This window comes from Streptomyces sp. NPDC001634 (genome assembly GCF_040298185.1).
Taxonomy (GTDB): domain Bacteria; phylum Actinomycetota; class Actinomycetes; order Streptomycetales; family Streptomycetaceae; genus Streptomyces.
In genome coordinates this window covers 14,273-37,413 of the sequence record NZ_JBEOZU010000057.1, presented here as the reverse complement: position 1 = coordinate 37,413, position 23,141 = coordinate 14,273, and the positions used below count along the sequence as shown (strand labels likewise).

General features: G+C 68.1%; 14 protein-coding genes and 1 pseudogene. 4 read left to right on the top strand and 11 right to left on the bottom strand.

Annotated elements, in window-relative coordinates; genetic code table 11:
* Positions 1–17 precede the first annotated feature (17 nt).
* Together ABT186_RS31175 and ABT186_RS31170 are read left to right on the top strand one after the other, a co-directional pair.
* Positions 18–335 carry a hypothetical protein gene (locus ABT186_RS31175; RefSeq protein ID WP_351237539.1) on the top strand — a complete coding sequence of 106 codons (318 nt, stop codon included), beginning with the start codon at positions 18–20 and terminating at the stop codon, positions 333–335.
* 13 nt (positions 336–348) lie between these two features.
* Positions 349–648 (top strand): hypothetical protein, encoded by a 300-nt coding sequence (locus tag ABT186_RS31170; protein ID WP_351927899.1) that lies wholly within the window; start codon positions 349–351, stop codon positions 646–648.
* Positions 649–692: 44 nt separating this feature from the next.
* Here ABT186_RS31170 and ABT186_RS31165 read toward each other — a convergent pair.
* The 7 genes and pseudogenes from ABT186_RS31165 to ABT186_RS31135 form a co-directional block, all read right to left on the bottom strand.
* Positions 693–923 (bottom strand): annotated as a pseudogene (locus ABT186_RS31165) (IS5/IS1182 family transposase); the annotation flags it as partial.
* 76 nt (positions 924–999) lie between these two features.
* Positions 1,000–2,979 carry a glycosyl hydrolase family 28-related protein gene (locus ABT186_RS31160; RefSeq protein ID WP_351927897.1) on the bottom strand — a complete coding sequence of 660 codons (1,980 nt, stop codon included), beginning with the start codon at positions 2,977–2,979 and terminating at the stop codon, positions 1,000–1,002.
* A 179-nt stretch (positions 2,980–3,158) separates the two neighbouring features.
* Positions 3,159–4,760 (bottom strand): glycoside hydrolase family 13 protein, encoded by a 1,602-nt coding sequence (locus ABT186_RS31155; RefSeq protein ID WP_351927895.1) that lies wholly within the window; start codon positions 4,758–4,760, stop codon positions 3,159–3,161.
* A gap of 26 nt (positions 4,761–4,786) precedes the next feature.
* Positions 4,787–5,653 (bottom strand): carbohydrate ABC transporter permease, encoded by an 867-nt coding sequence (locus ABT186_RS31150; protein ID WP_351927893.1) that lies wholly within the window; start codon positions 5,651–5,653, stop codon positions 4,787–4,789.
* On the bottom strand, positions 5,650–6,591 hold the full coding sequence (locus ABT186_RS31145) for a carbohydrate ABC transporter permease (protein WP_351234300.1): 942 nt from the start codon (positions 6,589–6,591) through the stop codon (positions 5,650–5,652). The genes ABT186_RS31150 and ABT186_RS31145 overlap by 4 nt, the downstream gene beginning before the upstream one ends.
* Positions 6,592–6,642: 51 nt before the next feature.
* Positions 6,643–8,001, bottom strand: coding sequence for an extracellular solute-binding protein (locus tag ABT186_RS31140; protein ID WP_351927891.1), 1,359 nt, complete (start codon positions 7,999–8,001; stop codon positions 6,643–6,645).
* Positions 8,002–8,195: 194 nt separating this feature from the next.
* Positions 8,196–9,218 carry a LacI family DNA-binding transcriptional regulator gene (locus ABT186_RS31135; RefSeq protein ID WP_351234296.1) on the bottom strand — a complete coding sequence of 341 codons (1,023 nt, stop codon included), beginning with the start codon at positions 9,216–9,218 and terminating at the stop codon, positions 8,196–8,198.
* Between the two features lie 450 nt (positions 9,219–9,668).
* On the opposite strand from ABT186_RS31135, the gene ABT186_RS31130 reads away from it, so the two are divergent.
* Positions 9,669–12,911, top strand: a complete 3,243-nt coding sequence (locus ABT186_RS31130; protein WP_351927889.1) for a discoidin domain-containing protein — start codon at positions 9,669–9,671, stop codon at positions 12,909–12,911.
* Positions 12,912–13,025: 114 nt separating this feature from the next.
* On the opposite strand, the gene ABT186_RS31125 is transcribed toward ABT186_RS31130, so the two are convergent.
* A complete protein-coding gene (locus tag ABT186_RS31125; RefSeq protein ID WP_351927887.1) occupies positions 13,026–16,163 on the bottom strand; it encodes a carbohydrate-binding protein in 3,138 nt (1,045 codons plus the stop codon).
* A 180-nt stretch (positions 16,164–16,343) separates the two neighbouring features.
* On the bottom strand, positions 16,344–19,955 hold the full coding sequence (locus ABT186_RS31120) for a discoidin domain-containing protein (protein ID WP_351234292.1): 3,612 nt from the start codon (positions 19,953–19,955) through the stop codon (positions 16,344–16,346).
* Between the two features lie 331 nt (positions 19,956–20,286).
* On the opposite strand from ABT186_RS31120, the gene ABT186_RS31115 reads away from it, so the two are divergent.
* Positions 20,287–20,430 (top strand): hypothetical protein, encoded by a 144-nt coding sequence (locus ABT186_RS31115; RefSeq protein ID WP_351234290.1) that lies wholly within the window; start codon positions 20,287–20,289, stop codon positions 20,428–20,430.
* A 422-nt stretch (positions 20,431–20,852) separates the two neighbouring features.
* On the opposite strand, the gene ABT186_RS31110 is transcribed toward ABT186_RS31115, so the two are convergent.
* Both ABT186_RS31110 and ABT186_RS31105 read right to left on the bottom strand, forming a co-directional pair.
* Entirely contained in the window at positions 20,853–21,638 is a 786-nt protein-coding gene (locus ABT186_RS31110; protein WP_351234288.1) for a fumarylacetoacetate hydrolase family protein, read from the bottom strand.
* A gap of 142 nt (positions 21,639–21,780) precedes the next feature.
* Positions 21,781–23,076 carry an MFS transporter gene (locus tag ABT186_RS31105; protein ID WP_351927885.1) on the bottom strand — a complete coding sequence of 432 codons (1,296 nt, stop codon included), beginning with the start codon at positions 23,074–23,076 and terminating at the stop codon, positions 21,781–21,783.
* Between the last annotated feature and the right edge of the window lie 65 nt (positions 23,077–23,141).

Here is a 23,141-nt window from a genome sequence, read left to right as displayed (position 1 = left end):
AGTGAGGAGGATCGGCGGTGTCGCTGCATCCTGTCCCCGTTCCCGAGGCCCCCGAGACGACCGCGCGGGTGGCCCTGGCGGAGTTTCCCAAGAGCTGCCTGGCGATGCGGGTCCGCGACGAGTTGGGTGTGCTGTTCCAGAACGCGGACTTCGCGGCGACGTTCCCGGCCCGCGGCGGTCCGGGGCTGTCGCCGGAGATGCTCGCGCTGGTGGCGGTGATGCAGTTCGCAGAGCGGCTGACGGACCGCCAGGCAGGCTGTGGTCTCTCAGTGGATCGCCGAAACGCAGGCTCGACGCGCCCGCGCCGAAGCAGATCTCCGTTCCGCCACCCATGACACCAGCTCCCGCATGACACGGGACGAGATCACCCGTCTCGTCCACTCCATCAGTGACCTTGCGGCGGTCATCCGCCAGGACGAACCCGAGGACAAGGCCGAGATCTACCTCCGACTCGGACTCCAGCTCACCTACACCGCCGGCCAGCAGACCGTGCGGGCCGAGATCGCCCCCGATCCGAACGACCGGCGCAACAAGCAGTCCCCACGATCTCAGCGAGACCGTGGGGAGATGGTTGGTGGTTGGTGTCCGAGGGGCGAGTTGACGGCTGACGATACGGTGGTGACGGCGCAAGGGCGGCTCCACCTCTGAGACCGCTGCCGGGCGTACGCCAAGAATCGGCTGCCGAGGCCGCCTCATTTCTCCGGGGCTCCCCGGCGGTACGTCGTCCATGCCTGCCGGATCAGACTGCGCACGGTGGTGATCGCGTCGGCGAGGTCGAAGAAGGCGTCGACGACGGCGGCGCGGGGCTCGCAGCAGCGGGCGAGCCGGTGGAAGGCATTCTGCCGGGCGTGGGTACGTCAGCCGGCGTCCAGGTGCACGGTGACGTCGCCGGGCAGCGGTCCCAGGTCGTCCAGGCGGTCCAGGGCCTCGCAGCCGGCCGCCCGGCCCCGGAGCCTGGAGGCCCGGGGAGGTGACCGTCGCACGGGATCCTCTGGACTCCTACGGCCAGGGGCTCGGTGCGGGTGGGGGCACCACCGCAGGCCGGTCGTCGCAGGTGATGGTGTTGGGGAGTTCCCACGGCGCGAGCCAGGACCCGTTGCCGCCGCGGTCGGAGACGGAGAACTCCGAACCGGCAGGGGTGAAGTGGAAGGACCCGCAGTTGTTGACGCTGACCGCACCGACGTTGCGGGCCTTCACGTCTTCGAAACTCGCCGACCCCGCGGCGCGGGCGCTCACCACGGACGTGCCCGTACCGTCGACTCTGATGTCCTTGAAGTGCACGTTGGTGATCGAGTACTTGTCCTTGACCGGCCAGTCGGCGACGAACATCACCGCGTTGTAGGTGTTGTCGAGGAAGGAGTCGCCCACCACCTCGACGTCCGCGCTGATGTCTTTCTCCAGGGCGTAGAGCCAGATCGCCCCGAGCCCGATGTTCCAGTTGAGCTCGTAGGTACCGGCACGCACGGTGGTGTTGTCGGTGATCCACAGGTGGCCGGTGAAGGCTTCAGCGCCGAAACGGGAGCCGACCTGGACAGCGCTGCCCTCCCGGACAGGGTCCGCGACGAGGTTGCCGGAGACGGTGTTGTCCGTTCCGCCGTATACCGCGATGCCGTTGGCCAGCACCGGGGTCTGCACGGTGTTGTGGTCGAAGACGTCGCCCGCGTCCTCCGTCTTCTCCGACCACATGGCCAGCCCGTCGTCGCCGGTGTTCCGGATGAAGTTGCCGGAGACGAGGGAGTCGGTCACCCCGGCGTGGAAGTTGATGCCGTCGGCGATCTGGTCCGCGATCTGGTTGCCGGTGATCCGCAGGTTGCTCATGGGCCCGTCGAACCACATGCCCACCTTGGTGTGGTGGATGTAGAGCCCTTCGATGGTCGAGTCGCTCAGTGCTCCGCCGATGCCGTTCACCTGATCGGTGTCGATCCGTTCGCGCACGTCGCCCTCGACGGCGAAGCCCGACAGGTGCACGTGGTGGCTGCCGCCCGCCGAAGCGTCCCTGCCGTAGAAGCCGACGCCGGTGTGAACCGAGCCGTCCGGGGCCGGTGCCGCGAGGGTGACCTGGTGGCCCTTGATGATCGTGTACCAGCTGCCGGCACCCTCGATCGTGATGTCGTCGACGATGATGTGACGGTTGACCTGGTACGTCCCCGGAGGGATGTACACCTTCAGGTGTGCCCGTCCGGCGAAGGCGATGGCCTTGTCGATCGCGTCGGCGGAGTCGCGCCGTCCGCTGGGGTCCGCTCCGAAGGCCAGCACGTTGGCCGCGGACGGGTCCGCCTTCGGTGGAGCGACGAGTTGGGAGTCCATCAGGTCGATCACGGTGGTCGCGGCCTCGCTGCGCTCCGGCGCGCGCAGCCGGATGTGTGCACCGGCCGGATAGGTACGGCCGAGCAGCAGCCGCTGCTCGTCGTAGAAGTGGTTCGGCCGGAACGGCTTGGGAATGACCGGGGCCGGGGTGGTGGCGCCTGGGACGCAGCCGCACTCGGTGATCCACCAGTCGGGGTGCAGCAGGTCGGCGGTGGGGTCATTGGTGAACGGATACTGGTTGTACAGCCAGGCGTACTGCGAGGTCAGCGTCATGGTGCTGCGGTGGCGTCCGTTCACGCTGACGTCGAGCGGGGCGGTGATCCCGCCGCCGGTCGGGGCGTCCGGGACGCTGTAGCGCACAGTGATGGCGTTGGCGGCACGCGGCAGCGTGAACTCGACGTACTGGCCAGGCGCGAGACTGACCGCACTGCGGCCTGAAGCCTCGGCGGCGAGCGTGTACGCGGTGCGACCCGGCCCGATGACGGTGCCGTCGGTCGGGGCGTGCTCCGCCTCCTGCTCCAGGAAGCCGAGGTCGGCTCCGCGACCGGCGACCAGGGTGGGGTCGAGCCCGGCGCGGGTCACCGGCGTGGCCTGGGTCTCCCCGGCGGCACCAGCCGGTGCCGCCGCGACAACGCCGGCCGGTACGGCGGTGAGGCCTACCGTCGCTGTCACGACCGCCAGGGCTGCGGCGGCTCTTCGCCGCGGGCCGGCACATCTGCTTGTGCGGTTCACTGCGCCTCGATTCTGTGGTGGAGGGCGATGGGCCCTCGCGCGAGGTGTGGGGAGGGGCGGGCCGCGCCGCTCCCCCCAGGGGCGGCGCGGCCCTGTGTGCGATCAGGGCTGCGTCTGGGTCAGGGCAGGCGCAGCCAGACCGCGGTATCGGTGGGCAACTGCCCGTCCGTCAGCGGTGCGCTGCTCAGCAGGACCTGCCGGTGCGGTGGCAGTGGTGCCGGCTCCGAGCCCAGGTTGACGACGCAGCCGAAGCCGGGGTCGCGGGTGAAGGAGAGGACCTGGGGGCCGCTGGGAAGCCAGGTCATCTGCCCGTCGCCGAGGGCGGTCTCTCTCCGGCGCAGGCGCAGCGCCGTGCGGTACAGGCTCAGCATGCTGCCCCGGTCCGCCACCTGCTGCTCCGCCGTCATCGCCGACCAGTGGCGAGGCTGGGGCAGCCAGGGCCGAGTGCCCTCGGGGCCGAAGCCGAACGGCGGGGCGTCGCCGCTCCACGGCAGCGGCACGCGGCAGCCGTCCCGGCCGGGGTCGGCTCCCCCGGTGCGGTGGAACATCGGGTCCTCGATGGCCGAGTGCGGCAGGTCCTCGACCTCGGGCAGGCCGAGCTCCTCGCCCTGGTAGAGGTAGACGGAGCCGGGCAGGGCCAGGCTCAGCAGCGCTGCCGCCCGGGCGCGCCGCGTGCCCAGTGCGAGGTCGGTGGGGGTGCCGTGGGCCTTGGCCGCGAAGTCGAAGCCGGTGTCGGCACGGCCGTAGCGGGTGACGGTCCGGGTCACGTCGTGGTTGGCCAGCACCCAGGTGGCGGGCGCGCCGACGGGCGTGTGTACGGCCAGTGTGGTCGCGATCGCCTCGCGCAGCCGCGCGGCGTCCCAAGGGCAGGTGAGAAAGCCGAAATTGAAGGCGGTGTGGAGTTCGTCCGGGCGCAGGTAGCGGGCGAAGCGCTCGGGGTCGGGCAGCCAGACCTCGCCGATCAGGGCGCGCGGCGGGGTGTAGGACTCGGCGACCTTGCGCCAGTCCCGGTACACGTCGTGGATCTCGTCGCGGTCCAGGTAGGGATGTGGGTCCGCGCCGTCCACCAGGTCGGGAAGCGCCGGGTCCTTGATGACCTCGGCAGCGGAGTCGATGCGGACCCCGGCCGCGCCCCGGTCGAACCAGAAGCGCAGCACCTCCTCGTGCTCCCGGCGCACCTCGGGGTGCTGCCAGTTCAGGTCGGGCTGGGCGGAGGCGAAGCGGTGCAGGTACCACTGGCCGTCCGGGACGCGGGTCCAGGCGCTGCCACCGAACTGCGACATCCAGTTGTTGGGAGGAAGTTCGCCCCGCTCGCCTCGGCCCTCACGGAACCAGAACCGATCGCGCTCCGGCGAGCCGGGGCCTGCGGCGAGCGCGTCCTGGAACCAGCGGTGCCGGTCGGAAACGTGGTTGGGGACGATGTCGACGATGGTGCGGATACCCGACGCGAGTGCCTCGGAGATCAGCTTCTCGGCCTCTCCCAGGCTGCCGAAGGCCGGATGGATGGCCCGGTAGTCGGCCACGTCGTAGCCGCCGTCGGCCATCGGTGAGGCGTACCAGGGGGTGAACCAGAGCGCGTCGACACCGAGTTCGGCGAGATACGGCAGCCGGGACCGGACGCCCGCCAGGTCGCCCACCCCGTCGCCGTCCGTGTCGGCGAAGCTGCGCACGTAGATCTGGTAGATCGCGGCGCCACGCCACCACTCGTGGGGTTGGTGCACGGTAGAAGTCTCCTCGGGAGATGGTGTCAGCCCTTGAGGCTGCCGGCGGTGAGCCCGGACATGATGTTGCGTTGGAAGATCAGGAAGAAGACCACCGTCGGCACGGCGGAGATGGCCGAGGCGGCGATCAGCACGTTCTCCGGCACGCCCAGGGAGAGGGAGTAGATACCGGCGTTGAGCGTCTGCCTGGTCGGGTCGGGCTCGGCCAGCAGCGGCCAGAGGAAGTCCTTCCACACGTTGACCAGGGCGAAGATGGACACCACGCCGATGATCGGCCGGGACATGGGCAGCACGATGGAGAGGAGCGTGCGCAGCGGTCCGGCGCCGTCGATGGCGGCGGAATCGAGGAGTTCCCGGGGCACGGAGTCGAAGAAGCGCTTCAGCAGGTAGATGTTGAAGGCGTTGGCCACCGACGGGAGCCAGATCGCCCAGGGGGAGTTGAGCAGGTTCTGGTGGATCAGCGGCAGGTCCAGCACGGTCAGGTACTGCGGGACGACCAGCACCATGGCTGGGATCATGAGGGTGGCCAGCATCAGGCCGAGGATCGCGTTGCCCAGCGCCGGCCGTAGTTTGGACAGCGAGTAGGCCGCGGCGACGTCCAGGACGAGCTGGAAGGCGAGTGCACCGAAGGCGTACCAGAGCGTGTTGAGCAGCAGGTGGGCGATGTTGAGGCGAGTCCACGCGTCGCTGTAGTTGGAGGCCTCGATGTGGTGCGGGTAGAAGGTGGGTGGGGTCTGGATGGACTCGGTGGTGTCCTTGAGCCCGCCCGTCACCAGCAGGTAGAGGGGGCCGAGGAAGGCCAGCGTGAAGGCGGCGACGACCAGGATCAGCGTCGCGCGGTAGAGCGTGCGGTTCAGCTGGGCCGGATTGACCAGGGTGCGGGTGTCGCTCATGACTCCAGCCTCCGGTTGAGTCGCACGTAGATCACCGAGAACCCGGCGAGCACCAGCAGCAGGAGCAGCCCGAGGGCGCAGGCGGCGCCGTAGTTGGAGAAGTTGAAGGCGTACTGGTAGATCAGGTAGACGACGGTGGTGGTCGAACCCTCCACCCCTTGGCCGCCGTTGGTGAGGATGAAGGGCTCGACGAAGACCTGCATGGTGGCGACGATCTGAAGCATCAGCATCAGCGAGAGAACGAGCCGGGTCTGTGGGATCGTCACGTGCCAGACGCGCCGCAGCAGTCCGGCTCCGTCCAGTTCGGCGGCCTCGTAGAGCTCACCGGGTATGTTCTGCAGCGCCGCCAGGTAGATCAGCGTGGCGCTGCCCATGTTCATCCAGGTGGAGGCGATGACGACGGCGAGCATCGCCATGTCCGGGGATTGCAGCCAGCCGGAGGTGGGCAGGTGCAGCAGCTGCAGTGACCGGTTGATCGGCCCGTACTCGGGGTTGTACAGGTACTTGAAGAGCAGCAGTGAGGACACCGGCGGAAGCATCACCGGCAGGTACACCAGGATTCTCAGGTAGCCGCGCGCGTGCCGCAGTTCGTTCATCACCACGGCCGTGACGAACGGCAGCGCGAAGCCGAACAGCAGGGCCAGGCCGGTGAATTCGGCGGTGTTCCGCCAGGCCGGCCAGAAGCTGGGGTCGTGCACGATCTGGTCGAGGTTGTGCAGGCCGACCCAGGTGGTCCTGCCCGCCTTCGCCTTCTGGAAGCTCATGATCACTTCGCGGACCATGGGATACCACTGGAAGCAGGCGAAGCAGAGCACCGCGCCGATCAGGAAGCCGTGTGCGGTGAGGTTGCGCTGTACGGATCTGCGCAGTGCCCCGGCCCGGTCGGCCGCCCTGGCGGGCGGCGCGTCGGTTCCGGAGGATGCGGTCGCGACCGCCATCGTCGATCTCCTTGGGAGGCTGCCCGTCCCGGGGCCTGGCGGCCCTTGCGACTACTGGGCGTTGGCGAGGACCTGGTTGACCTGCTGCTCAGCGGTGTCCAGCAACTTCTGCAGGTCGGCATGGGGGTTCGTCAGCGTGGACGCCATTGCCGTGTCGAGGATCTTGTAGATGGCCTGGGCGTTGCCGGGCTCGGTGACGCCGGGGACGTTGGCCTTCACGAAGGGCTCGAAGGCCTGTACCGACATGGTGGCGTTGGCGGCCTTGAGCTGGGCGTCCTTGGTGGCGGTGGCACCCTGGAACAGCTGCGGCTGGGGCAGGCCGACCGCCTGGCCGGAGGACTTGGAGCGGGGGTAGTTGTACTGCTGGCCCTGGCCCTCCGTCAGCCAGAGGTAGCTGAGCAGCTGGATCCCGGCCTTGATCTGCTCGGGGGTGTCCTTGACGTTGAACATGTAGTCGTCGCCGCCGGTGAGGGTGCCGACGCCGGGTGCGCTCTGGCCGGGGACCGGGCCCATGCCGAAGTCCTCGTAGTGGGCGCCGAGGCTCTGCACCATGTAGGTGATGTCGTCAGGGGCGGCGATGTACATCCCCAACTTGCCCGCGGCCATCTGCTTCTGGAGGTCGCCCCACTTGTAGAGCTGGGTGCTGCCCATGACGTTGTCGTCGAAGCGGAGCTTGTGCAGGTTCTGCAGCACGGCCAGGCCCTGTGGGTTGTTGAAGGCCGCCTTGGTGCCGTCGTCGCTCACCATCCGGCCGCCCTGGGCGTAGATCTCGGCGGTGAAGTGCCAGCCGCCGTTGTTTCCCGCGCTGTAGTCGCCGTAGCCCGCGATGCCCTTGCCCAGGGCGGCGATCTTCTTGGCGTCGGCCTCGACCTCGGCCCAGGTCTGCGGCGGTTGGTCGGGGTTCAGCCCGGCCTTCTGGAAGAGCTTCCGGTTGATGATCACGCCCATGGTGTAGTTGGTGCGCGGAATGCCGTAGATCTTCCCGCCGGACTTCTGGGTGTCCCACACCGAGGACATGATGTCGTCCTTGACCGGCAGGTTCTCGGAGGTGACGTACTTCGTGATGTCGGCCGCCTGGCCGGCGTCCAGGACCTGCTGCTTGTCCGTGAAGTAGGTGTAGAAGACGTTGGGCTCGGTGCCGCCCTTGAGCGCGGCCGTGAACAGTTCAGGGGTCTCGCACGGGAACGTGTCGATGCTCTTCACCGTGATGTTCGGGTGCAGCTTCTCGAAGGCCGCGATGTCGTCGGCCCACTGCTTGCGCTGCGTCGGGCGGCTTTTCGGCGGGGCGCAGTCGATGGAGATCGTGACCTTGCCGTTGGTCGGCTTGGCACCGCCGTCGGAGGAACTGGAACAGGCGGCAGCGGTCAGGGTGAGAGCGCCGGCGATCAGCAGCGCTGCGGATCTGCGCATGGGTGGAAGACCCCTTCATGGGCGGAGTGCGTGGGGATGTGGCGTGCCTCACTTAAGCACCGACCCCGTCGTGCCGCAATATCTCGACGGTACTTTGCAAGAAACCAACGCGAAACCGTGATGGGGCTCGCCACAAACACCGCAAGGGCCGCACCTCGTGGGGTACGGCCCTTGCCGGCGCTGCGAGTTGGCGCTCAGTCAGCGGCTGGGCTCTCTCGCGCCAGACCGGTGGATCCGCGCACCACGAGCTCCGGCTCGAAGAGCAGCTCGTCGTGGGTGACCTTGGCGCCGGCCAGCTCTCCCACGAGCAGCTCCACGGCGGCGCGGCCCATCGCCTCGATGGGCTGGCGGATGGTGGTCAGCGGCGGATCGGTGCAGGTCATGAAGGAGGAATCGTCGTAGCCGATGATCGACACGTCCCGGGGCACATCGAGCCGGCGCCTGCGGGCAGCGCGCACCGTCCCCAGGGCCAGCGGGTCCGAGGCGCAGATGATGCCAGTGACACCGCGCTGCAGCAGGCGCGCGGCCGCGGCCTGCCCGCCCTCCAGGGAGAACAACGCGTGTGCGACGTCCGCCTCCTCGAGCTCCAGCCCGGCCCCCTCCAGTACTGTGCGAGCCGCCGCCAGCTTGCGCCGCGACGGCATGTGATCGGGCGGGCCGAGCACCAGGCCGATCCGCCGGTGGCCCAGCGAGAGCAAGTGCCCGGCGCCCTGTTCCACCGCGACCGCGTCGTCGCAACTGACCTGTGGGAAGTCCAGGTCGGGTATGGCGGCGTTCATGAGCACCGTCGGCAGACCGCGGCGGGACAGCCGCTCGTAGTGCTCGTGCGGGGACTCGGCCTGGGCGTACAGGCCACCGAAGAAGATCACGCCCGAGACCTGCTGCTGGAGCAGCAGTTCCACATAGTCGGCTTCGGAGACGCCGCCCGCCGTCTGCGTGCACAGCACCGGGGTGAAGCCCTGCTGCGCCAGGGCACTGCTGACCACCTCGGCGAAGGCGGGGAAGATGGGGTTCTGCAGCTCTGGCAGGACCAGCCCGACCAGCCTCGAGCGCTCGCCCCGCAGCTGGGTCGGGCGCTCGTAGCCGAGCACGTCCAGGGCGGTCAGCACGGCCTCGCGGGTCTGCTCGGAGACACCGGGCTTGCCGTTGAGTACCCGGCTGACCGTCGCCTCGCTGACCCCGACTTTCCTGGCCACCTCGGCAAGTCGTCGTGTCATGGCTCAAGCCTAGGGCATGATCCGCAATCCACTTACGGCCTGGCGTAAAAATTCGTCAGTCTTTGCAGCAAGAACATCGGGACAGCCAAGGCGAGAAAGCTCCACCCGGGGACGATCCGACGCCAGGGGCGGACGCGCCCTCCCCAGGTGGGTAGGGCTTCTCCGTACGCCGACGCGACCACGATGCTGGAGATCGACAACTTACAAGAAAAAGTAAGCTTCAAACAAACTCTGGTCGGAATATTGCTCGTCTCTGCCCGAGCCAATACGGTGCTGCACGCGCCGCCGCCTGTGCTCGGATCCTCCCGCTCCACCTGTTCGCACCTGCTCCACCTTGCCCGGCCACGAAGGGCCGGCGAAGCGCTGCGTCGTGCCCAAGGGCACCTGACCTCGGGCACCCCACCCGACGGCGGCACGCCTCACGACGGCTTCGGCCCCAAGGAGCAACCCTTGTTCCAGTCCCTACGCACACTCAGACGCGCGGTCGCCCTGGGCGGCACCGGCGCACTGCTGGTCGCAACGAGCGTCCTCCTGGCGGCGCCCCCGGCATGGGCCGCCGCCACCGGCGGCAGCGGTGCCGCCCTGCCCTATGTTGAGGTCCAGGCGGAGAACGCCGCCACCAACGGCAGCGTCATCGGTCCCAGCTACACGCAGGGCCAGCTGGCCGACGAAGCCTCCTACCGCAAGGCCGTGACGCTGCAGGGGGCGGGCAAGTACGTCACCTTCACCACGCCGGTGGCCACGAACTCGATCAACTTCCGGTACAGCATCCCGGACAGCTCGAACGGGTCGGTCTACAACGCGCCGCTGTCCCTGTACGTCAATGGCACCAAGCAGAGCAACTTCACCCTGACCAACGCATACAGCTGGTTCTACGGCAGCTACCCCTTCACCAACAGCCCGGGCAGCAACCCGCACCACTTCTTCGACGAGGCCCATCGCCTCTTCACGCAGACCTATCCGGCCGGGACCACCTTCACGCTGCAGGTGGACCCCGAGGACACCGCAACGTCCTACACCATCGACTTCGCCGACTTCGAGCAGGTCGGTGCCCCGCTGACGCAGCCGGCCGGCTCGGTGTCGGTGACCAGCAAGGGCGCGGACGCGACCGGAGTCAACGACTCGACCAGCGCCTTCAACTCGGCGATCAGCGCCGCGGGCGCCGGTGGCACCGTGTGGATGCCGCCCGGCACGTACAAGATCCCGGGCCACATCGCGGTGAACAACGTGACGATCACGGGCGCCGGCATGTGGTACTCGACGGTCACCGGGTCGGCGCCGGGCTTCTACGGCAACTCCGCGCCGTCGCCGAGCACCGGCGTGCACCTGGAGAACTTCGCGATCTCCGGTGACGTCCAGGACCGCAACGACGGCGCGCAGGTGAACGGCATCGGCGGCGCGATGAGCAACTCCACCGTGTCCAGCGTGTGGATCGAGCACGAGAAGGTCGGCGCCTGGATGGACGGGCCGATGGACGGCCTGACCTTCAGCGGCATGCGGATCCGCGACACCACCGCCGATGGCATCAACTTCCACGGCGGCGTGACCAACTCCAAGGTCACGGGGAGCGACATCCGCAACACGGGCGACGACGGCATCGCGACCTGGGCGGACGCCGGCATCGGCGCGGACGCCAACGACACCATCTCCGACAACACGGTGCAGCTGCAGATGCTCGCCAACGGCATCGCGATCTACGGTGGGCACGACAACACCGTGAGCGGCAACCTGGTGCAGGACACCGGCATCACTCAGGGTGGCGGCATCCACGTCGGGCAGCGCTTCAGCTCCACCCCGGTCGGCACCACGACCATCTCCGACAACACGCTGATCCGCAACGGAAGCCTCGACCCCAACTGGCAGTTCGGGGTCGGCTCTCTGTGGTTCGACGGCAGTCAGGGGGCCATCAACGGCCCGGTCAACGTGACCAACGCGCTGATCCAGCAGAGCCCCTATGAGGCGATCCAGTGGGTCGAGGGCACCGTCAGCGGTGTCCACCTCAACAACGTGACCATCGCCGGGACCGGCACCTTCGCCCTTCAGGAGCAGACCGGCGGCTCGGCGAGCTTCACCAACGTCACCGCGACCGGCGTCAACGGGCCCGCACCCGTCTACAGCTGCGAGGGTGGCAACTTCACGGTGACCGACGGCGGCGGCAACTCGGGCATCGGCGGCACCACGTACTGCGGCGGGTGGCCCACCCCGGTCTACCCGCCCTATCCGGCCAGCACGGTCACCGCCTCCCCGAGCGCGCTGAGCTTCGGCTCGCAGGCCGACGGTACGACCAGCGCGGCGCAGACCGTGACGGTCTCCAACCCGACCGGTTCGTCCGCCTCCGTCTCCTCCATCTCCACCAGCGGCGACTTCGCCCAGACCAACACCTGCGGCAGCTCCATCCCGGCGAACGGCTCGTGCACCGTCAGCGTCACCTTCACGCCGACGGCGACCGGCAACCGCACCGGAACGCTGACCGTCAACGCGGGCGGCACCACCAACACCGTCAGCCTCTCCGGCACCGGCACCGCCGCCGGACCCGCGCTGAACGCCAGTCCGACGAGCCTGTCGTTCTCCGACACGGTCGTCGGCTCCACCGCCTCCGCGAAGACGGTGACAATGACCAACACCGGCACCACCACGGCGACCGTATCCAGCGTCGCGGCGACGGGCGACTTCAGCCAGACCAACGACTGCTCCACCATCGCCGTCGGTGCGTCCTGCACGGTGAGCGTCGCCTTCAAGCCCACCGCCCCCGGATCCCGCACCGGCACCCTCACCGTGTCCAGCAACGCGAACAACAACCCACTCACGGTGGCCCTCTCCGGCAGCGGCATCGACAGCAGTACCAACGTGGCGGCCGGCCGGCCGGCGTCGGCGAGTTCGAGCAACAGCCCGTACGTCGCCTCGAACCTCACCGACTCCGACCCGTCCAGCTACTGGGAGGGCACCAACGGCTCGTTCCCGCAGTGGGCCCAGGTCGACCTCGGCCAGAGCTACAGCATCGGCAAGGTCGTCCTCAAGCTGCCGCCGTCGACGGCATGGGGGGCCCGCACGCAGACCCTGTCACTGCTGGGTTCCACGGACGGCTCCACGTTCTCGACCATCGTGGGATCGGCCGGATACACCTTCGATCCCAACACCAACACCAACACGGTGAGCATCACCTTCAACGCCACCACGGCGCGCTACGTGCGGGCGAACATCACCGCGAACACCGGTTGGAACGCGGCCCAGTTGTCGGACTTCGAGGTGTTCACCAGCGGCAACGGCTCCGGCACCGTCAGCACCGATCTCGCCGCCGGCAAGGCCACCGGCGAGTCCAGCCACACCCAGACCTACGCGTCGTCCAGCGTGACGGACGGCAACCAGTCCACCTACTGGGAGAGCGCCAACAACGCCTTCCCGCAGTGGGTGCAGGTGGACCTCGGCTCCCAGCAGAGCGCGTCCCGCGTGGTCCTCAAGCTGCCCGTCGGCTGGGGTGCCCGCGACCAGACGCTGTCCCTGCTGGGCAGCACCGACGGCACCACCTTCTCCACCGTCAAGGCGTCGGCCACGTACACCTTCGACCCCGCCACCAGCAACACGGTCACCATCACTTTCCCCGCGAGCACCCAGCGGTACTTCCGGGTGAACATCACGGCGAACACCGGTTGGCCGGCGGGACAGATCTCGGAGTTCCAGGTCTGGAACAATTGAACTGACCCGAACCCAAGGTGCCGCCGAGCCCTGTGTGCTCGGCGGCACCGTCATGCCGTCAGTTTCGGCAGGCACAGACACCAGCAGGGACGTACCGGTGAGGTGCCGGCCGATTCAGGAGCTCCAGACCTGGAACTCCGAGAGCTGCCCGGCCGGCCACCCCGAGTTCCCCGTGGTGTTCACCCGGAAGTAGCGCTGGGCGGTGGTGGGGAAGGTAATGGTGACGGTGTTGTTGCCGGACGGGTCGAAGGTATAGCTCGCCGACGCCTTGACCGTGGTGAAGGTGGCGTCGTCAGTGCTCCCGAGCAGGGACAGCGTCTGGGTACGGGCACCCCAGCCGGCGGGCAGCTGGAGGACCACGCGGGACGCGCTCTGGGCGGAGCCGAGGTCCACCTGCACCCACTGCGGGAAGGCGTTGTTGGCGCTCTCCCAGTAGGTGCTCTGGTTGCCGTCGGTGACGTTCGACGACGCGTACGTCTGGGTGTGGCTGGACTCGCTGGTGGCCTTGCCGGCGGCCAGGTCGGTGCTGGTGGTGGCGCCCGTGCCGGACAGCACCACGGTGGTGGGGCTGTTGGAGGCGTTGCCCTTGATGGTGAGTGTGCCGGTGCGTGTGCCGGAGGCGGTCGGCGTGAAGGTGACGCTGACCGAACAGGAGGCCCCGGCGGCAACGGAGGTGTCACAGGTGTTGGTCTGGGCGTAGTCACCGGAGACGGTGACACCGGAGATCGTCGCTGTCGCCGTGCCGGTGTTGGTCACCGTGACCGTTTGCGCCGCGCTGGTGGTGTGCAGCGTCTGGCCGGCGAAGGTCAGCGAGGCCGGCGAGACCGACAAGGTGGCCGACGGGGAGCCGCTCGCCGCGGCGAAGCTGAGGTGGTTGAGATTCCAGCCGCTGTTGTCCTGGTTGAGCGTGAGGACCTGCCGACCGGCCGGGAGTGTGACATTGGCGGTGACCGTGGTCCAGGTCTGCCAGCCGCCGGTGGCGGGGATGTCGACCGCTCCGCTGAGGTTGGTTCCGGATGCGTTGGACAGGTGCAACGCGTCGGTCACGGCGGCGGGAGCCGCGGTCCTCAGGCTGACGGTGTAGGTGCCGGCCGTGGCGACGTCCACGGTGTAGCGGAACCACTGCCCGCTGCTGGTCCAGCCGAGGTTGTAGCCGCCGCCGGTGTCGGAGGTGGTCTCCAGGTCGACGCCGTCGGAGCGGTAGGCAGTGCCGTTGCCGTTGACCGAGCTGACGTTGTAGGCGACGCCCTGACCGCCGGTGTCGTAGTTCTCCGCCTGCACGGTGCCCGGTACCGCGGCGGGAGTGCCGCCGTAGGGACCCTCGGGCACGGGGTTCTGCCAGCTGTTGTCGCTCACCATCGCGGTGAAGCCGCTGGAGTTGTTGGTGAACGCGGTGTTCCCCGAGTGCAGTCCGGTGAGGGTGTTTCCGGTGATCGTGGCGGATCCGCTGGGCGCCGGGTAGTACGGCGGTGCGATCACCACTCCGTTGCGGCCGGGGTTGGTGATCGTGTTGTTCTGCAGCAGCGTGTTGGTCGAGGTGGAGAAGCCGATCCCGTCGTAGAGGGAGTCGGACACGGTGTTGCCGGTGACGGTGACGTGGTCGACGACGCCGGTGTTCTGGCCGTCGCCGCCGTTGCCGATGTGCAGCGCGGGCTGGCCCTGGCTGTAGGCGTTGCCGCCCGACCTGACGACGACGTTGCCGGTCACGGTCGCGGACAGCAGGTCGTTGCCGTTGACGCCGAAGCGGCCGGCGCCCAGTCCGATGTACCGCGCGGTGTCGCTGATGTAGTTGTTGCTGACCTGGTGGCCGCTTCCGCCGTAGATCCCGATGCCCTTGCCGCCCCACGGCGCGATCGCGGTGTTGTCGGTGAAGGTGATGTGGGTCATCGGGTTGTAGTAGGTCGTCGTGCTGCCGCTGGTGTTGTAGTTGACCGAGTTGATCGCCATCGCGTCGTCACCGGTGCCGCGCACGAAGTTGTTCGTGGCGGTCAGGTCGTTTCCGGTGTTCGCGTCGAGCGACACGTTGTTCAGGTTGATCCCGTCGGCCCAGATCGAGGTCAGGCGGCTGTTCTGCACCTTTCCGCCGGTGCCCGAGGCCCAGAAGCCGGACATGGTGTGCTGGGTCCAGATGCCGTCGGCCACCCAGTTGGTGCCGGTGGTGTCCATGGCGCCACCGTCGCCGCCGACAGTGCCGCGGCTGACGGCGTTGGCGTCGATGTGGAAGTCCCGTACGGTGCACGAGGTCAGGGAGAACAGCGCCGCCAGGGGGGTGCTGTTGGGCACCGGCACGTCACGGTAGATCGTGGTGTACCACATCCCGGCCCCGGCGATGGTGATGCCCCGCGCGCGCAGGCCGGTGGTGCCCTTCACGTAGAAGGTGCCCGGCGGAAACCAGAGGACCTTGCCCTGGGACTGCGCCTGGTTGATGCAGTTCTGGATGGCGGCGGTGCTGTCCACCGACTGGGGGTCGGCGGACCCGTTGGTCGGGTTGTCGTCGGACACCGCGCCGCAACTGGTGATGGAGATCGAGTTGGCGGGTTGGGCGATCGGTGCCGGCGGGTTCTCCACGTCGATGGCGTCGACGTCGTAGAACGACGCACTGTTCGAGGAGTCCTTCTGCAGCGAGAATGTGCTGCCGGGGGCGATGGGCGTGCCCACGACGAACGTGTGCGACTCGTCGAAGAACACCCGCGGAGAGCCGTCCGCCGGGTTCTGGTTGTCGCTGGTGTTGTAGTTGTTGTTGCCCTCGTACACCCAGGTCTGCTTGGAGTTGAGGTTCAACGCCTGCCGGAAGGTGCCGTTGACGTACAGGTTCAGCGTGCCGGTGGTGCCGCCGCCCGACGAGGAGTCGGGAATGCTGGCCCGGACGTTGATGAAGCTGATGGGTTGGCCCGTGTTGTTCGTCCACTGCACCGACTGACCGGTGGTGCCCAAGTGGACGTACGCGTGCCCGGACGCCTCGAGTGCAGCGCTCGAGTACTGCGTCGTTGGCGCCGAGGTCAGCGACACCCTGCCGGCGCCCCCGCCCAGGGTGCCGGCCTCGGCCTCATAGGTGGTGAACGGAGTGGTGGCGCCCGCCGGTGTGCTCGCGGCCGGCGCGTCGGCGGCCGACGCCGGTGGGGCAGCCGCGGTGCGGGAGGCGGCGCCGGCCGGCGCGAAGGACATCCACACCAGGCCGAGCGCGGCGACAAGGGCCACAGCCAGGCGCGGGGCGAGCCCCGTGCGCCGTAAGGGCCTTGGGATCTCACGCATTGGATGCTCCTTCAGGGAATGTGGGGGATCGGCGCCCCGACCGTACTGAGCATGACAGTGCATCGCAAGATGCCAATCAAATGAAGAAAATATTCTCTAGAGCGTTGAAAGAGGAGCCGCATACAACGGTACGGGGGCCGGCCCACGCGGTTGGTGGGCCGGCCCCCGGGCGCGTTGCCGTCAGGGATTGACGTTGATGGTGAAGGTCGTGGTCGGGTTGTAGACGTCGATGTGGTTGTTGCTCTGGGTCAGGTGGTTGAACGTCGCCGAGCCCACGGCCGGGCCCTGTCCCGATTCGGGCATCGGGTTGGCCCAGATGCCATAGCCGGACTTGGCGTCGTAGGCGTCTCCGCTCTGCTGTGCCCCGGTGATGGACGTGTTGGTGAAGACGGTGTCCTTGACGGGATTGAGCGCCGTGCCGCCCACGTAGTCGGTCTGGAACATGATGCCGGCGTACGTCGGGTCGACGATGTCGGTGTCGTTCACCCGGATCCCCTGGAACGGCTGGGTCGCGGAGAACAGCCAGATCGCGGGGAACACCTGGCCGCCCCAGAAGTGACCACCGTCGCGCACCAGCGAGACGTTCTGGACGGTAGTCGGCTGGGTGCCGAATCCCTGGAAGGGATAGCCGAAGTTCAGCGAGCTGATGGTGATGCCCGCATAGGTCAGCGTGTCGGCCACGTACAGGTTCTGCAGGGTGTTGTTCTCACCGCCGTAGACGGCGACACCGGCCGCCCGCCACGGGGTCAGCGCGGTCAGGTTCTGGAAAGTGTTGTCGGTCAGGTCCGAGGAGTTGTGGTCCTGGGCCGCGAACAGCGCGAAGCTGTCGTCGCCTGTCGATCGGGCCTCGTCGTTGCTCACCAGGTTGTTCTGGCTGCCGTTGGTGAGGTTGATGCCGTCCGCGAAGGTGTCGCGGATCCGCATGTTCGTGGCCTTCAGCCCGTTCACGTGGGTGCCCCAGATGGCGCACACCTGGTGCTCGATCCAGACGTCGTCGACGGTGATGTTGGAGACGTCGGTCAGGTCGAAGACCTTGCCGGGCCCGTCGATACGGGAGGTGTAGTTGCCGAACCAGCCGAAGCCCTGGAAAGTCGAGCCGTTGGCGCTGCTCTGCACCGACCAGCCGACGTCCGAGTTCTCCGACGTGGTGGGCGAGTTGAACTGGGTGTACCAGGGTCCTGCGCCCACCACCTTGACGGCTTTGCCATAGACGTTGAACTTGCCGGTGGTCTGGTACTGCCCGGCGGGCAGGTAGACGCCGACGAGCTTGCCCGTGGTGTCCTGGCGAACGGTGTCGAGCGCGTTCTGCACGTCCTGCTGGCCGAAGCCGGCCGGGGTGAGGTAGGCGTTCGGGTCCGGGTTGGCGACCGGGGCGACCTGCTCGGTGTTGATGTAGTCGATCGCGTACTGCGAGGTGTTGGACGAGTCCTTCTGCAGCTTGATGACGCTGCCCTGGGGCACGGTCCGGTCGAGCATCACGTGCGCCTCGTCGTAGATGTGACGCGGCGATCCGGCGCCGGGGTTGTTGCCCGGTCCGGTCTCCGCGCCGTACAGCCAGGCGAACTTGGAGTTCAGCGTGATGGTCTGCCGGAAGGTGCCGTCGACATAGAGGTTCAGGGTGGCGGTGTCGCCACCGCCGCCGGGGGCGTCGGGGATGGAGAAGCGGGTCACCAGGGTGTTGGTGCTGGCCCGGGTGGTCCACTGGACGTAGGAGCCGGTGGTGTTCAGGGTGACGGCCTTGCGCCCGGACGCCTCACCGGCCAGGTCGCCGATGGTGCGGTTGGGGCCGACCACGGCGGCGCCGCCGCCGATCTGGCCGTCCTCGCCCTGGTAGACGTCATAGGGCATGTTGGCGCCGCGGCCGACGAACAGCGAGGTGTCGCTGGTGTTGTTGGCCTGCTTGACCGACAGCTCGTTGGGGTCGACGGCGACCACGGTGTGCACCGTGTACTTGCCGTTGACGGCCGTCCAACTGCCCAGGTTCACGGAGGGAGCACTGGCGCCGGCAGCAATCGTGCCGGAGTAGGAGCCGGTGAGGGTGGTGAGCGTCTTGCCGGTGCTGTCGAGCAGGGTGAGCGTGACGCCGTGGGAACCGCTGCCCGAGGCGATCGTGCCCTGGTTCCTCAGCGTCACCGAGAACTTGACGTTGTTGCCCGCCGACGGGTTGTTCGGGGTCCAGTCCACGGTTCCGACCAGGTCCGAGCTCTGTACCGGCGCGACGACGAGGTTGTCCGGGTTGGTGTAGGCGTTGTTGTCGTAGCCCAGCTCGATGAAGCTCTTCGCCTCGTCCACCTTGGCGGTGAGTTGGTACGAACCGGCCGTCTGCGCGCCGATCACCGCGGACACCCTGGCGGAGGCGCCGGCCGCCAGCGCGCCGACGGGGGCGGTGCCGACCTTGGTGCTGCCCAGGTAGAAGTTGACGTTGGAGGCCGGAGAGGCCGCGGTGCCCACGTTGGCGACCGTGGCGGACGCGGTGACCGAGTCGGTCTCCACCGGGGCGGACGGGGACCACGAGGACGCGGAGACCGTCAGGTCGGGGTTCGGGGACGGAGTGCCGATCACCTGGAGCTCGCCGACCTGGCCGCCGGGGGCTCCGCTGTTGCTGGTGATGCTCAGCTCGACGTCCGCGACCGTGGCGCTCACCGGGATGGTGACGGTGTTGTTGGTACCGGGGTCGAAGGTGTACGTCTGCGCGGCCGAGATGCTGGTGAAGTCCGTCGCGCTCTGCTCACGGCCGAGTACCTGGATGGTCTGGGTGCGGGTGGACCAGGCCGAGGCCGGGTTCAGCTTCACCACGACGGAGGTGACGTCGGCGTTCGCGCCGAGCTGCACGGTGAGCCGGCTCGGGTACGAGGAGCCCTCGAAGTACGTGGTGAGATCGCCGTCGTTCGCGTTCGCCGGGGCGTAGGTGTACGTGTACGGGCTACCGGTGATCGGCTTGTGCAGCGCCAGGTTGGTGCCGCTGCCGCCGGTGCCGGTGCGGGTGACGGTGTTGCCGGCGGGCGAGACGTTGCCGGCGGCGTCGCGCGCCTTGACGTAGTACGACACCGTCGCCGTGCCCGGCTGGGAGTCGGTCCAGGTCAAGGTGGTGCCGCCGACGCTGACGGCCAGCGCGCCGTTGCGGTAGACGTCGTAGGCGGTGACGCCGACGTTGTCGGTCGACGCTCCCCACGACAGGGCGATCTGACCGGCCTGCGGCTGGGTGTAGCGCAGGGTGCCGGGCGCGGTGGGGGGCGTGGTGTCGGCGGTGCTCGGCCCGTACACCTGGAACCCGGAGATCTGGGCCGCCGGCCATCCGGTGTTGGCCGTGACCAGCGTCCGCAGGTAACGGGTACCGGTCGCCGCGAAGTTGATGGTGACCGTGCTGTTGGTGGACGGATCGAACGTGTACGAGGCGGACGCCACGATGGTGGTGAAGTTGCTGCCGTCGGTGCTGCCCTGGACCGACAGAGTCTGGCTGCGGGTGGGCCAGTTGTTCACCGGCACCTGGAGCACGAGCTGGTTGACGCTGGTGGTCGAGCCCAGGTCGACCTGGAGCCACTGCGGGAAGGCGTTGTTGGCGCTCTCCCAGTAGGTGGCTTGGTCACCGTCGTTGGCGTTGGCCGGTGTGTAGGTCTGGTTGTAGCTGCTGGCGCTCATGGTCTTGCCGGCCGCCAGGTCGGTCCCGGCGGCGTGGGCGGGTACGGCCTGCAGCACCGCCAGCAGTGCTGCCAGCATGCTGAGCACCGCGACGACGGCGGTTCGCTGCCGGCCTGACGCGGGCAGCGCGGGGGATCTTCCGGTGGTTCTCATCCTCGTCCTCGGCTCCTTGGAGAGGTGGGGGTACGGATGCGAGGGGTGACGAACTCGGCTAGCTGGCGACTGCGCGAAAATCTCGATGTCGATCTTGCGAGATTGCCCATGATTCGATGTAAAAACTGCAAGCTGAACTGAAAGGAAGCTACAGAGTGGCCATGCACTCGTCAATGAATGTGACAGCGCGGGGAGTTGCCGCCCTCGTGACGAGCCGGCCTGCAACCGCGCCGGGCGTTCCCCCGGCCATGACGTGTACCGGTCCGGCCGGCTTCAACGCCCTGCCGACGCCAGACTGAAAGTCGTCACCACCGGCATCCAGACACCGCGCATGAACTCCATCACGGAGCGCTGGATACGGCCCTGCCCACGCGAACACGTCGACCGCACCACGATCTGTGACCAGAGCCACCTGCTCCACGCGCTCCGCGAGTTCGAGACCCGCTACAACGAGCACCGGCCAAGCGAGACCTGAAGCAAGTCGGGCCGCTCCGCCCACTCCCCCAACGGATCAACGAACCACGGCGAGACACCTGGAGGTACGCCGACGAGACCGACTCGGCGGTACCCTCCACGAGTACCAACGTGCCGCGCGCCCATGCCGGATGACGTATCGGCACCCGCACTGCAGTGCCTGCGCACCATCGCGGCCCCGGCCTCCGGCTTGAGCAGGCACTGCAAAACGTCGCCGCGCTGGAGAATCCCGACCTCTCCAGTGATGGACCGGGCGAGATCGACAAGTACTCCACCGACGGCGGCGTCGACCTCCGGCGGGACGCCCGCACCAGCGACCTCGGTCGACCGTCGCCGGGCTCGTCCAGTGCCACCGGCCGGACGCGCAGCGCTCGGTCAACCTGAACAATGCACCACGGGTGCGGCCGGGGCGGGGTCAAACGCTCACGTCGTGCCCGGCGCGCCGAGCGGCTCCGTGCCGACCACCGGATTGGACAGTGTTCCCACGCCTTCGATCCGGACTTCGACCCGGTCCCCCGGGACCAGCGGGCCCACGCCGGCGGGGCTGCCCGTGAGCAGTACGTCACCTGGCTGCAGGGTGATCCAGCGGGTGACGAAGGCCAGCAGTTCACCCACGCCGAAGACCATGTCGGCGGTGGAGCCGTCCTGGACCGTACGACCGTTGACGAGGGTGTCCAGCCGCAGCGCTCCAGGGTCGGCCACGTCCGTCTCGATCCATGGCCCGAGCGGGCAGAAGGTGTCCGCGCTCTTGGCTCTGGTCCACTGCCCGTCGGCGCGCCAGTCGTCCGCGGTGATGTCGTTGGCACAGGTGTAGCCGAGTACGTAGTCGGCGAACGACGCCGCGGGAACGTCGCGGGCGGTGCGGCCGATCACGACGGCGAGTTCTCCCTCGTACTCCAGCCTGCGCAGTCCGGCCGGGTGGACCACCGCCGCACCGGGGCCGACCACGGCATTGGGGGCTTTGAGGAACAGCGGCGGCTGGGTCGGCCACGGCCGCTGCTTCTCCGCTATCTGTCCTGCGTAGTTGCTTCCCGCACAGACAATGACCCGCGGGTCGCAGGGCGCGAGGAGCTCCACCTCGTCGAGCGAGGCGATCCTGGGGCCAGGCCGTGAGCTGCCGAGCGAGCTGTCGCCCATCTCGTGAATGTACTCGCCGATCAGCGCACCACGTCCGGTGTGCTCTGCCTGGCGATACCTGACCAACCGCACCGCGCATCTCCCTTGTCGGCCCCTGTGGACCGTTCCTGTCCTGAAAGTTGTCGAAGCCGGCTCCCGCACCTGTCGGGCCTGTGTGCCGGGGGGGCGGCGTTCGGCCGCCCCGCCCCCCAGGGGCCGGGCGGGAAGGGAACTGTCAGGCAGGCCTGACAGTGGGTGATCCCTCCGCTCCCTCCGTTTCGGTACCGATGGGCGGGACACTCGTCGCCTTACGCAGCTTCTTCCGCAGCGTCAGGACGAGCAGCGCCGCCACCGCGAAGACCGCGCCGAAGAACACCTGAGTAAGGGCGTATCCCCCGCTGACGTCCTTGAGCCATCCCCCGATGTAGGGTCCGAAGAATCCACCGAGGTTGCCGACCCCGTTGATGATGCCGATCCCCGCACCCGCGGCCGCCACCGGCGTGAGCTTGGTGACGGTGGCCCAGAACGGTCCGTACCAGGCGATCGACGCCGCGGTGCCCAGGATCATCGCTCCCAGCACGAGCCACTTCTGCTGTGCCGAGATCAGACCCGCCCCGGCCAGGACCACGGCTCCCACGCCGAGGACCGCGACCATGTGGGTGACGTGCCTGCCGCGGCGGTCCGCGGACCTGCCGATGAAAATGATCGCCGCGCCGGCTGCGATCTGGGGCAGCATCGCGACCACACCGACTTTCATGTCGGTGTGGAAGGCCGTTTTGAGCACGCTCGGCAACCACATCGAGAGCCCGAGCAGACCCAGTTGGGTCAGCGTGTAGATGAGGGCGAACAGCCACACGATGGGGCTGCTGAACGCCGCCTTGAATGACCCCTGGTTCTTGAGCGGTTCGCCCTCCGCAGTGCGGGACTTCTCGATGTGGTCCCGCTCGGTGGCCGAGAGCCACTCGGCTTTCGCCGGGGTGTCGCGGATGATGACGAGCCATGCGACAAGCCCGAGTACGAGTGGGGCGCCGCCCTGGATGATGAACATCCAGCGCCAGTCCGCGTACGTCAGGATGATGCCGGAGAACGGGGCGGCGACGATCGCCGCGATCGGTGTGTACAACTTGAAGATCACGTATGCCCGGCTGCGTTCGGCGAACGGGAACCACGACCGGATGGTGGACATCAGCGCGGGCTGCACGCCGCCCTCGGCCACCCCGAGCAGGAAGCGGGTGAGTACGAGTTCGGTGTAGTTGTGAGTCAGCCCTGAAGCCACCGCGGCCGCGCTCCACAGCACCATCAGGATCGCGATCCACCGTTTCGCGCTCCACCGCTCGGCCATGTATCCGCCGGGGACCTGCAGCAACAGGTAACCCCAGAAGAAGACGCCGCTCGCGAAGCCCTCCTGGGCCCCGGTGAGGTGCATGTCCACCTCGAGGTGGGGCAAGGCGAAGCTGATGTTCGTTCGGTCTATGTAGCAGATGATGTATACGAAGACGATGACGGGCAGAATTCTGGTCCATCGCTTCATATGGGATCGATGCCGCAAAAGGGATGTCGGCGTTGCCAACGACCTACCTCCTTGTAGGTGCAAAC